The organism is Burkholderia pseudomultivorans (genome assembly GCF_902499075.1).
GTDB classification, from domain to species: Bacteria; Pseudomonadota; Gammaproteobacteria; order Burkholderiales; family Burkholderiaceae; genus Burkholderia; species Burkholderia pseudomultivorans.
In genome coordinates, this window is sequence record NZ_CABVPP010000050.1 from 22,906 (window position 1) to 35,323 (window position 12,418).

Annotated in this window: 8 protein-coding genes; all 8 read left to right on the top strand. The window is 67.2% G+C overall.

Annotated elements, in window-relative coordinates:
- The first annotated feature begins 268 nt into the window (after window positions 1-268).
- The 8 genes from BST28156_RS26030 to BST28156_RS26065 all read left to right on the top strand — a co-directional run bounded on the left by BST28156_RS26030 (window position 269) and on the right by BST28156_RS26065 (window position 11,997).
- Window positions 269-1,903: an AMP-binding protein gene (locus BST28156_RS26030; RefSeq protein ID WP_012217810.1), complete on the top strand. Its 1,635-nt coding sequence runs from the start codon at window positions 269-271 to the stop codon at window positions 1,901-1,903.
- Window positions 1,903-3,066, top strand: coding sequence for an AraC family transcriptional regulator (locus tag BST28156_RS26035; protein WP_038442039.1), 1,164 nt, complete (start codon window positions 1,903-1,905; stop codon window positions 3,064-3,066). Before BST28156_RS26030 ends, BST28156_RS26035 begins: the two co-directional genes overlap by 1 nt.
- Window positions 3,067-3,382: 316 nt before the next feature.
- Window positions 3,383-5,173, top strand: coding sequence for an acyl-CoA dehydrogenase (locus BST28156_RS26040; protein ID WP_012217812.1), 1,791 nt, complete (start codon window positions 3,383-3,385; stop codon window positions 5,171-5,173).
- Window positions 5,174-5,212: 39 nt separating this feature from the next.
- Window positions 5,213-6,886, top strand: a complete 1,674-nt coding sequence (locus BST28156_RS26045) for an electron transfer flavoprotein-ubiquinone oxidoreductase (protein WP_012217813.1) — start codon at window positions 5,213-5,215, stop codon at window positions 6,884-6,886.
- 48 nt (window positions 6,887-6,934) lie between these two features.
- On the top strand, window positions 6,935-8,128 hold the full coding sequence (gene bktB, locus BST28156_RS26050) for a beta-ketothiolase BktB (RefSeq protein WP_012464959.1): 1,194 nt from the start codon (window positions 6,935-6,937) through the stop codon (window positions 8,126-8,128).
- A 49-nt stretch (window positions 8,129-8,177) separates the two neighbouring features.
- The gene (locus BST28156_RS26055) at window positions 8,178-9,032 is read left to right on the top strand and encodes a 3-hydroxybutyryl-CoA dehydrogenase (protein WP_006402899.1); all 855 of its coding nucleotides are present in this window, start codon (window positions 8,178-8,180) and stop codon (window positions 9,030-9,032) included.
- Between the two features lie 404 nt (window positions 9,033-9,436).
- Window positions 9,437-10,579, top strand: a complete 1,143-nt coding sequence (locus BST28156_RS26060; protein ID WP_012217815.1) for a mandelate racemase/muconate lactonizing enzyme family protein — start codon at window positions 9,437-9,439, stop codon at window positions 10,577-10,579.
- Window positions 10,580-10,698: 119 nt separating this feature from the next.
- Complete coding sequence (locus BST28156_RS26065; protein WP_012217816.1) at window positions 10,699-11,997, top strand: MFS transporter; 1,299 nt, start codon at window positions 10,699-10,701, stop codon at window positions 11,995-11,997.
- Window positions 11,998-12,418 lie beyond the last annotated feature (421 nt).

The following is a 12,418-nucleotide window of genomic DNA, read 5'->3' on the forward strand; positions in this document are numbered from 1 at the left end:
ACGTCCGGCCGCGCCACCGGGTTCACCCTGATACGGGCGGCTGCGTGCGGCACGCGTGTGTGCGCCGACACACATCCGGGCGTGCGCGTGTCCGTTTCAATCACCTTTTCGGCCGCGCCGATCATTTTCAAGAGCCTGTCGTGCAAGCGATAGTCGCCGTTCAGGCGGCGGCCCGCGTCCCTCGGACGCGCAGGCGCCGCACGCACGGCGCCATGCCGGATCGGGACGGCCGACAGCCCGCGCGCGCCGTCCACGGAGGAGATCGATCATGACAAACAGACCCTGGATCGCGTCGTACGGCCCGATTCCCGCGGAGATCGACGCCGATCGCGATGCATCGGTCACGGCGAGGCTCGGCGACGCGATGCGCCGCTTCGCCGACCGCCCCGCGTTTCGCGCCGGCGCGCGCACGCTGACCTATGCGGACGTCGATCGGCTGTCGTCCGCGCTCGCCGCGTATCTTCAGCAGGTCGTCGGCGTTCGCCGCGGCGATCGCGTCGCGGTGATGCTGCCGAACGTGCCCGCGTTTCCGATCGCGTTCGTCGCCGTCGCCAAGCTCGGCGCGGTGCAGGTGAACGTCAACCCGCTCTATACCGCGCGCGAGCTCGAACATCAGCTCAACGACGCGGGCGTCGAGACGATCGTCGTATGCGGCGGATCGACCGGCACGCTGGCCGACGTGATCGTACGCACGCGGATCCGCACGGTGCTGACCGTCGGGCCCGACGATCTCGGCATCGTGCCCGTCGCCGACGCGGCGCGCGGCGCATTGCCGACGGCGACGATCGCATTCGCCGACGCGCTCGAAGACGGCGCGCGCCGTACGTTCGACGCCGTCGCGCCGAACGGCGACGATCTGCTGCTGCTGCAGTACACGGGCGGCACGACCGGGCTGTCGAAGGGCGCGGCGCTGTCGCATCGCAACCTCGTCGCGAACGTCGCGCAGTTCGAAGCGTTCATGTCCGACGCGCTGCGCGCGGGCGACGAGGTGATCGTCACCGCGATCCCGCTGTATCACATCTTCGCGCTGACGGTGAACTTCCTGTCGTACTTCACGGCCGGTGCGCAGAACTGGCTCGTCGCGAACCCGCGCGACGTCGATGCGCTGGTCGACGTGCTGGCCGCCGCGCGGCCGACCGTGTTCGTCGGCGTGAACACGCTGTATGCGGCGCTGAGCGCGCATCCGCGGCTCGGCAATGTCGACTGGTCGCGGCTGCGTCTCTCGATCGGCGGCGGTGCGGCGACGATCGACGTCGTGTCGGCGCGCTGGCAGGCGATCACCGGCAACTTCATCCGCGAGGGCTACGGGCTGTCCGAGACGTCGCCGGTCGTGTCGTTCAATCCGCTGTTCGTCGATCGCTTCACCGGCACGACGGGCCTGCCGTTGCCCTCGACCGACGTGAAGCTGCTCGACGAGCGCGATCGCGAAGCGGCGATCGGCGAGCCGGGCGAGATCTGCGTGAAGGGGCCGCAGGTGATGACGGGCTACTGGCAGCAGCCGGAGGCGAACGCGGCGGCGTTCACGGCCGACGGCTATTTCCGCACCGGCGATATCGGCGTGTTCGACGCGGCGGGCTTCCTGCGCATCGTCGACCGGAAGAAGGACATGATCCTCGTATCGGGCTTCAACGTGTACCCGAACGAGGTCGAAGCGGTCGCGACCGCGTTGCCCGGTGTCGCCGAATGCGCGTGCATCGGCATGCCGGACGAGCGCACCGGCGAGGCCGTGAAGCTGTTCGCGGTGCTCGCGCCCGGTGCCACGCTGACCGAGGCCGATATCGTCGCGCACTGCCGCGCGAATCTCGCCGGCTACAAGGTGCCGAAGTGCGTGCGCATCGTCGAGCGGCTGCCGAAGTCGACGGTCGGCAAGATCCTGCGCCGGGAACTGTCGCGCGTCGACTGATGGCCTCGCAAGGCCGTGCGGACGGCGCCGTGCGGCGCGCGACGCCGCCCGTCGTGCGCGCGCGGCGCCGGCAGCCGCTGCAGTACAATGCGAGCCGTTCGATCGACGGGGACGCGATGACCGGCTCAGATTCACCGACTGCCCGGCCCGGGCGCGCGCTGCCGCCGCCCAGCGCGACGGTGCCGATTTCGCTCGTCAACGGCTTTCTCGCGAGCGCCGGCGTGCAGCACGATATCGTCGAGCGCTACCTGCGCGAGGCCGGGATCCCGGCCGAGCTGCGCAGCGAGCCGCACGCGCGCGTGACCGAGGAACAGTTCTCGACGCTGTACCGCACGCTCGCGATCGAGCTCGACGACGAGATGCCCGGCATCTTCTCGCGCCCGTTGCGCGGCGGCACGCTCAAATATCTGTGCCTGAGCCTGCTCGATGCGCGCAATCTCGAGACCGCGCAGCATCGCTTCGGCCAGTTCTTCCATATCCTGCTCGACGATTTCTTCGTCGAATCGAAGCGCGACGGCCTCGTCGCGCAGGTGCTGCTGCGGCCGAATCCGGCCGTCGGGCCGATCGGCGCGCTCGGCCAGGAACTGATGCTCAAGCTCGTGCACGGCGTGTGCTCCTGGCTGATCGGACAGAGGATTCCGCTGCTGCAGATCGAGTTCGCGTGTCCGCGGCCGCGCCACGCTGTCGATCATCTCTATTTCTTCTCGGGGCCCGTGCAGTTCGACTGCGAGCGCACGCTGATGCGCTTCAGCGCCGACTATCTCGACGCGCCGATCCGGCAGAGCAAGCGCAACCTGCGCAAGTTCCTCGCGCGTGCGCCCGGCGACTGGATCTTCGAGACGTTCAGCGAGCAGCGCGTCTGTCACCGCGTGCGGCAGTATTTGTCCGAGGCATTGCCCGATCTGCCGGTGATCGAACAGGCGGCCGAGCATCTGCATTGCTCGGTGCGTACGCTGAGCCGCCATCTGGCCGCGGAAGGCACGACGTTCCAGGCGCTCAAGGACGAACTGCGGCGCGACATCGCGATCCAGCGGCTCACCGACACGCAGGACACGATCGCGGCGATCGGCGCCGATATCGGCTTCGACGATCCGAGCGCGTTTCATCGCGCGTTCCGGCACTGGACGGGCAGTACGCCGGGGACGTATCGGCGGCGCGCCTGACGCCGCCGTGGCGGCCGCGCGCGGGCCGCTCCCATAACCGGCAACCGTTCGCCGCTCCCATAACCGGCTTCCCTCGGCCGTCCCCATAACCGGCTCCCTTGCGCGTTCGCGCGGGCCGGGGCGCGCGGTCCGTCGCCGATTTTCACGCGGCGGCGCTGCAGCGCGTGGCCGGTTTTGTCACCAGTTGGGCCGGATATGACAATGAGAATCGGCCGCGGCGGCGTTACGATGGGGTTCGACATCGCGTCGATCTGGCCGGTTTTGCCGTATCGGGCCGTGTGGCGCGCCTCATTCACCGCCTGATTGGAATACGACCATGAGCTATATCGCCCCCGTCAAGGACATGCTGTTCGTGCTGAAGGAACTGGCCGGCATCGATGCCGTCGCGCAACTGCCCGGCTTCGAGGATGCGGGCTACGACACCGCGCAGGCCGTGCTCGACGAATCGGCGAAGTTCTGCGGCGAGGTGCTGGCACCGCTGAACGTCGACGGCGATCGCAACCCGAGCAGCTGGAAGGACGGCGTGGTGACCGCGACGCCCGGCTTCCGCGAAGCGTTCCGCCAGTTCGTCGAAGGCGGCTGGCAGGGGCTGCAGCATCCGACCGACTACGACGGCCAGGGGCTGCCGAAGCTGATCGCGACGCCGTGCATCGAGATGCTGAACGCGTCGAACCTGTCGTTCGCGCTGTGTCCGCTGCTGACCGACGGCGCGATCGAGGCGCTGCTGACGGCCGGCACCGACGAGCAGAAGCAGCGCTACGTGCCGAAGCTGATCTCCGGCGAATGGACGGGCACGATGAACCTGACCGAGCCGCAGGCCGGCTCCGACCTCGCGCTCGTGCGCTCGCGCGCGGAGCCGCAGGGCGACGGCACCTACAAGGTGTTCGGCACGAAGATCTTCATCACGTGGGGCGAGCACGACATGGCCGACAACATCGTCCATCTGGTGCTCGCGCGCACGCCGAACGCACCGGAAGGCGTGAAGGGCATTTCGCTGTTCATCGTGCCGAAATTCCTCGTCAACGAAGACGGCACGCTCGGCGCGCGCAACGACGTGCATTGCGTGTCGATCGAACACAAGCTCGGCATCAAGGCGAGCCCGACCGCGGTGCTGCAATACGGCGATCACGGCGGCGCGATCGGCTATCTGGTCGGCGAAGAGAATCGCGGGCTCGAATACATGTTCATCATGATGAACGCAGCGCGCTTCGGCGTCGGGATGCAGGGCATCGGCGTCGCCGATCGCGCGTACCAGAAAGCGGCCGCGTTTGCGAAGGAGCGCGTGCAAAGCCGCCCGGTCGACGGTTCCGCGAAGCAGTCGGTCACGATCATCCATCATCCGGACGTGCGGCGCATGCTCGGCACGATGCGCGGGCTGACCGAAGGCGCGCGTGCACTTGCGTACGTGGCCGCCGCGCACAGCGACATCGCGCATCGTCATCCGGACGAGGCGACGCGCGCGCGTCATCAGGCCGTCTACGAATATCTGGTGCCGATCGTGAAGGGCTGGAGCACGGAGATGGTGAACGACGTCGCGAGCCTCGGCGTGCAGGTGCACGGCGGGATGGGCTTCATCGAGGAAACGGGCGCCGCGCAGTACTACCGCGATGCGCGGATTCTCGCGATCTACGAAGGCACCACGGCGATCCAGGCGAACGACCTCGTCGGCCGCAAGACGCTGCGCGACGGCGGCGCGGTCGCGCGTGCGCTGATCGCGGAAATCGGCGAGACGGTCGCGGCGCTCGGCAAGCTCGACGGCGCGGCGGCCGCGTCGATGAAGGCGCAGCTCGAGCAGGGCGCGCAGGCGCTGTCGTCGGTGGTCGACTACGTGCTCGCGAATGCGAAGCAGGATCCGAACGCGGTATTTCTCGGCAGCGTGCCGTATCTGAAGCTTGCGGGCATCGTGCTGTGCGGCTGGCAGATGGCGCGTGCGCTCGTCGCGGCCGATGCGCAGCGCGCGAACGATCCGGCGTTCTTCGACGCGAAGATCGCGATCGCGCAGTGCTATGCGGAGAACGTGCTCGTGCAGGCGAACGGGCTCGCGGCGTCGATCGTCGGCGCGAAGAACGGCCAGGGCGTGCTCGCGATGACGGAAGACCAGTTCTGAGCTGAGCGCACGCGGACGCACACCGGAGGAGACAGGATTTTGACCACACAGGATCTGATCGCGCAATACGGCCCGCGCGAATCGATGGAATACGACGTCGTGATCGTCGGCGGCGGCCCGGCCGGGCTGTCGGCCGCGATCCGGCTCAAGCAGCTGGCTGCCGAGAAAGGCACCGAGATCGGCGTGTGCGTGCTCGAGAAGGGTTCCGAGATCGGCGCGCACATCCTGTCGGGCGCGGTGATGGACCCGCGCGCGCTCACCGAGCTGTTCCCGGACTGGAAGGAACGCGGCGCGCCCTTGAACGTCGAGGTGACGGAAGATCGCTTCCTGTTCCTGTCCGAGAAGAGCGCGGTGCAAACGCCGAACTGGGCGCTGCCCGACAACTTCAAGAATCACGGCAACTACGTGATCTCGCTCGGCAACGTCACGCGCTGGCTCGGCCAGCAGGCCGAAGCGCTCGGCGTGGAGATCTTTCCCGGCTTTCCGGCCGCGGAGATTCTCTACAACGACGACGGCTCGGTCAAAGGTGTCGCCACCGGCAACATGGGCGTGGGCAAGGACGGCGAGCCGACCGAGAACTTCCAGCTCGGCATGGAGCTGCACGCGAAGTACACGCTGTTCGCCGAAGGCTGCCGCGGCCATCTCGGCCGCCAGCTGATCGCGAAGTTCAAGCTCGACGCGAACGCCGATCCGCAGGCGTACGGCATCGGCATCAAGGAGCTGTGGGAAATCGATCCGGCCAAACACAAGCCGGGCCTCGTGATCCACACGGCGGGCTGGCCGCTGAAGCCGGACACCTACGGCGGCTCGTTCCTGTATCACATGGACAACAACCAGGTCGTGGTCGGCTTCGTGGTCGGCCTCGGCTATACGAACCCGTACCTGTCGCCGTTCGAGGAGTTCCAGCGCTACAAGACGCATCCGTCGATCCGCGCATTCCTCGAAGGCGGCAAGCGCGTGTCGTACGGCGCGCGCGCGATTACTGCCGGCGGGCTGATGTCGCTGCCGAAGACGGTGTTTCCGGGCGGCGCGCTGATCGGCGACGACGCGGGCTTCCTGAACGCCTCGCGGATCAAGGGCAGCCATGCGGCGATCAAGACCGGCATGCTCGCGGCCGACGCGGCGTTCGACGCGGTGCAGGCCGGCCGTCAGAGCGACGAGCTCAATGCGTATCCCGATGCCTTCCGCCAGTCGTGGCTGTACACGGAGCTGTACCGCGCGCGCAACTTCAAGCAGTGGATGGCCAAGGGGCTGTATCTCGGCACGCTGATGGTCGGCATCGAGCAGAAGCTGATGGGCGGCAACGTGCCGTGGACGCTGCACCACAAGCATGCGGATCACGAGATGCTGAAGCCGGCGTCGCAGTGCGAGCCGATCGTCTACCCGAAGCCGGACGGCAAGCTGACGTTCGACCGCCTCTCGTCGGTGTTCATCTCGAACACGAACCACGAAGAGAACCAGCTGGCGCATCTGACGCTGAAGGATCCGAGCGTGCCGGTGAACGTGAACCTGCGCACGTATGCGGGGCCGGAGGGCCGCTTCTGTCCGGCGGCCGTGTACGAGTTCGTGAAGAACGACGACGGCAGCGATCGTCTGGTGATCAACGCGCAGAACTGCGTGCACTGCAAGACGTGCGACATCAAGGACCCGACGCAGAACATCGTGTGGGTCACGCCCGAAGGCGGCGGCGGGCCGAATTATCCGAACATGTGACGCATCACGCGCATGCATGGGCGTGCGCGAACGAACCGGAGCAAGACGATGAGCAATGCAGCGAAGGAAGTCGTGGTCGTAAGCGGTGTCCGTACCGCAATCGGCGATTTCGGCGGAAGCCTGAAGGATTTCTCGCCGACCCAGCTCGGCGCGAAGGTCGTGCGTGAAGTGCTGTCGCGCGCGAACGTGCCGGGCGACGCCGTCGGCCATGTCGTGTTCGGCCATGTCGTGAACACCGAGCCGAAGGACATGTATCTGGCGCGCGTCGCGGCGATCGACGGCGGCGTCGCGCAGCACACGCCCGCGCTGACGGTGAACCGGCTCTGCGGTTCGGGCCTGCAGGCGATCGTGTCCGCGGCGCAGACGATCCTGCTCGGCGATGCCGACGTCGCGATCGGCGGCGGCTCGGAGAGCATGACGCGCGCGCCGTACAGCGTGCCGGCCGCGCGTTTCGGTCAGCGCATGGGCGACGCGAAGCTCGTCGACATGATGCTCGGCGCGCTGCATGACCCGTTCCAGTCGATCCACATGGGTGTGACGGCCGAGAACGTCGCGGCGAAATACGGCATCTCGCGCGACGCGCAGGATGCGCTGGCGCTCGAATCGCACCGTCGCGCGGCGCGCGCGATCGCCGAAGGGCGCTTCAAGGATCAGATCCTGCCGATCTCGATTCGCACGAAGAAGGGCGAGGTCGCATTCGACACCGACGAACACGTGCGCCACGAGGCGAGCGCCGAGGATTTCTCGAAACTGCGCCCGGTGTTCGCGAAGGAGAACGGCACGGTGACGGCCGGCAACGCGTCCGGCATCAACGATGCGGCCGCAGCCGTGCTGATGATGAGCGGCGATGCGGCGCGCGCGCAGGGCGTGAAGCCGCTCGCGCGTCTCGTCGCCTATGCGCATGCGGGCGTCGATCCGGCGTACATGGGGATCGGCCCGGTGCCGGCCACGCAGAAGGTGCTCGAACGTGCGGGACTGAAGATCGACGATCTCGACGTGATCGAGGCGAACGAAGCGTTTGCCGCGCAGGCCTGCGCCGTCACGCAGGAGCTCGGCCTCGATCCGGCTAAGGTCAACCCGAACGGCTCCGGTATTTCGCTCGGTCATCCGATCGGCGCGACGGGCGCACTGATCACGGTGAAGGCGCTGTACGAGCTGAAGCGCATCGGCGGGCGGTACGCGCTCGTGACGATGTGTATCGGCGGCGGGCAGGGCATTGCGGCGATCTTCGAGAACATCTGATAATCGACCGCTCCACACCGCACACACGCATCGAATACGAGGAATCGTCATGGCCATCGAAACCGTCGGCGTCGTAGGCGCCGGAACCATGGGCAACGGCATTGCGCAGACCGCCGCCGTTGCAGGACTGAACGTCGTGATGATCGACGTCACGGACGCCGCGCTCGAGAAGGGGCTCGCGACGCTGAAGGGCAGCCTCGAGCGGCTCGTGTCGAAAGACAAGCTCGCCGCCGCCGCGCGCGATGCCGCGCTCGCACGCATCTCGACCTCGACCGATTACGCGAAGCTCGCGTCGGTCGACATCGTGATCGAGGCCGCAACCGAAAACGTCGAGCTGAAGAGCCGCATTCTGAAGCAGATCGAATCGGTCGCCCGGCCCGACGCGATCATTGCGACGAACACGTCGTCGATCTCGATCACCGCACTCGCGGCGTTGCTCGCCGATCCGTCGCGTTTCGTCGGCATGCATTTCTTCAATCCGGTGCCGCTGATGCCGCTCGTCGAGATCATTCGCGGGCTGCAGACGAGCGATGCGACCGCGGCGGCCGTGCGCGCGCTGACCGAGCGTTTCGACAAGTCGCCGATCGGCGTGCGTAACGCGCCCGGCTTCGTCGTGAACCGGATTCTCGTGCCGATGATCAACGAAGCGTTCTTCGTGCTCGCGGAAGGGATCGCGTCGGCCGAGGAGATCGACGCGGGAATGAAGCTCGGTGCGAACCATCCGATCGGGCCGCTCGCACTCGCGGACCTCGTCGGACTCGACGTGTGCCTTGCCGTGATGGACGTGTTCCTCAAGGACTTCGGGGATCCGAAGTATCGCGCGTGTCCGTTGCTTCGCGAGATGGTCGCGGCGGGGCGGTTGGGGCGGAAGACGGGGCGGGGGGTCTACGACTACAGCAAGTAGACGGCACGCGTTTTTTCGTTCTCATGCGGCCGCCTTCGGGCGGCCGTATGCGTTTGGGCGGCGCGGCGTCCGCGCATCCGAAAGGGCGCAGCGCCGAAGCGCGCTACATGTAGAACGCCGACGGCGACGTGCCGAAGTGCCGCTTGAAGATTGCGAAGAACGCGGTCCCGACCGCTGTAGCCATGTCTATCGCGGCCGTGAGTACCGTGTCGCCGAGACGCGCTTGCTATACGAGGGAGAGTGTGCACATAAGACGTCATATAACAAAACCGCGTGGACAATTCGCATTCCGGCTCAAAACCTCGGCTTTGTTTCGGCTTCGACTTGTGTTTTCGCGACGTTAGTCATATGATGACAGATCATATGGACTGCCGTCGCAGCGTCACCCCCTCGAGAATTCGCTCGTGAGAATTGCCGCCATCGAAGTCATTCGCCTGTCGCTCGCATTCGACGCGGGCCGCCGCCCCGCCGCGACGTCGGCACCCGCCGCGGACACCTACAATGCGGCCGACCGATCGCTGCGTCGGATGGAATCGCTGCTCGTCAAGGTCACCGACGAAGCGGGCCACGTCGGCTGGGGTGAAGCGTTTGGCCATCTGATCAATCCCGTCACGTTCGCCGCGCTCGAAGGCCCCGTCGGGCGCTGGTTCCGCGGCGCCGAATTCGAACCGACGCCCGGCGGGATCGCCGCATTGCGCGACGCGGCCGACCGCGCGCTGCATGCGTTCGGACGAACCGGGCCGGTGCTGTACGCGCTGTCCGCGATCGATACTGCGCTGCACGACCTGTCCGCGCAGCACGCGGGGCAGCCGCTGCATCGCTGGCTCGGCGCACGGCGCGACGAGATCGACGTGTACGCGAGCCTCGTCAGCTACGAGAACGAGCTCGGCGAAGTCGCCCGCCACGTGCGGCGCGCATGGGACGAAGGGTTTCGGCGGATCAAGCTGCACGAGACTGAACGCGCGGCGATCGCGGCCGCCCGCGATGCATTGCCGGTTGGCGGCGAGCTGATGGTCGATGTGAACTGTCCTTGGACCGCGAACGAAGCCGTGCGTCGCGTCGGCGAACTGGCCGATCTCGGGCTCGGCTGGATCGAAGAGCCGGTATGGCCGTGCGACGACGCGCGCGCAATCGCGCGCGTGCGCGGCACCGGCGTGCGCGTCGCGGCCGGCGAGAACGCATCGGGTGTCGCCGGCTTTCGCAATCTGTTCGAACACGACGCCCTCGATGTCGCGCAGCCGAGCGTCGCGAAGATCGGCGGACCGACCGCGATGCGCGCGGTCATCGCGCTGGCTGCGCAGCACCGCGTACGCGTTGTTCCGCATTGCTTCTACTTTGGCGCGGGCCTGCTCGCGACCGCACATCTGGTCGCGACGCTGCCGGTCGACGTCGCGCTCGAGATTCCGTATCTCGACTGGCCCGAACGGCTGCATGACGCGCAGCGCCCCGGTGCGCGACTGCGGCTACCCGACATGCCGGGGCTCGGCTTCGTGCCGGACGACGCGGTACTGGCGCGCAATACGATTGCGCACGCAACGATCTGCTGAACAGCGCAGTCGCGCGTTGGAGCGAAGATCGCGAAGCGGTTGCCGGCATCGGCCGCGCGGTCGCAAAACATCGAACCGGGCACACGGCAGCGCCGCCCGCCCGGTCAACAGGAGACGACATGAAAACACGATACCGCTGGTGGGTCGGCGCACTGCTGTTCGGCGCCGGCATGCTGAACTATCTGGACCGCGCTGCATTGTCGGTCGTCGCACCGATCATCAAGCGCGATCTCGGCATTAGCGATGCGCAGATGGGCGTATTGTTCAGCAGCTTCTTCGTCGGCTATTGCGTGTTTTGTTTCGTCGGCGGTTGGGCTGCCGATCGTTTCGGGCCGCGCCGCGTGTTCGCGTGGGCGGCCGGCGTGTGGTCGCTGTTCTGCGGTGCAACCGCGCTGGCCGGGTCGTTCGTGCATCTGCTGGTCGTGCGCGTCGCGTTCGGGATCGGTGAAGGGCCGATGGGAACGACGACGAACAAGGCGATCTCGAACTGGTTTCCGCGTCGCGAAGCGGGGCGAGCGGTCGGCTGGACGAACGCCGGGCAGCCGCTCGGCGCGGCGATTGCTGCGCCGATCGTCGGCCTCGTCGCGTTGCAGTTCGGCTGGCGCGTGTCGTTTGTCGTGATCGCCGCGCTCGGCTTCCTGTGGCTTGTCGCATGGTGGCGGCTGTTCCGCGACGAACCTGCCGCGCATCCGCGCGTGTCGCTGGAAGAGGCGCGCGAGATCGCAGCGGATCGCGGCGTTGACGCAGTACACGGCACGCGCGACGTGCACGCAGCAGACGCGCACGCGGCACGTCCGCTGCTGCACTATCTGCTGTCGCGCCCGGTGCTCGGCGTCGCGCTCGCGTTCTTCAGCTTCAACTACGTGCTGTATTTCTTCCTGTCGTGGCTACCCAGCTATCTGACCGACTATCAGCATCTGAACATCAAGCAGATGAGCGTGGTCGGCATCCTGCCGTGGCTCGGCGCGACGGTCGGCTTCGTCGCCGGCGGCACTGTATCGGACCGCATCTACCGCCACAGCGGCGACGTGCTGTTCGCACGCAAGATCGTGATCGTCGTCGGGCTCGGCGTCGCGGCGGCGTGCGTGCTGCTCGCGTCGCGCGTGAATTCCCTCGGTGCGGCCGTCACGCTGATCGCGATCGCGAGCCTGTTCGCGTTCATGGCGCCGCAAGCGTGCTGGTCGTTGCTGCAGGAAATCGTGCCGCGCGAGCGCGTCGGTGCGGCCGGTGGCTTCGTGCACCTGCTCGCGAATCTCGCCGGCATTCTGTCGCCGAGCCTGACCGGCTGGCTCGTGCAATACGGTGGCGGATACGCGGGCGCGTTCGTGCTCGCGGGCGCGTCAGCGCTGGCGGGCGCGGCGATTCTGACGGTCGCGGTGCGGCCGCGCACGGTCGCGCAGATGCGCGGCGCGGTTTAGTCGCGCGTATGCGCTCGCGCGGGTCGGCGCGTCGCGATTGCTCCGTGCCCACTGCAAAGGCAGCGCGAATTCCGCCGATCGAAAAGGGCGGAGCGGATGTGCGTTCATCTTCGAGCGCTGACGGCGCGACGGCGCGAGATCGTCGAACGGCTTGGCCGGATGCCTGAGCGCCCGAAGACGCGCTGCAACGGCTATGCCCTTGCGCGAGGCGGGACGAGTCCTCTCTCGTGGCATACGCGCAACGCGTGCGCAATATCGAAACGTGATTCTTCTCGCTCTCGCCCGCACACAGCATGCGCACACTTGCAATCCGCGCGGAACGACCGTCGGCATGACGTCGCCCGTTCCCACCTTCCACGCCGCGCGACGACCTCCCGCCCACCCGCCGCAGCGGACCGCTGAACTTCCGCGCCTCTATCCG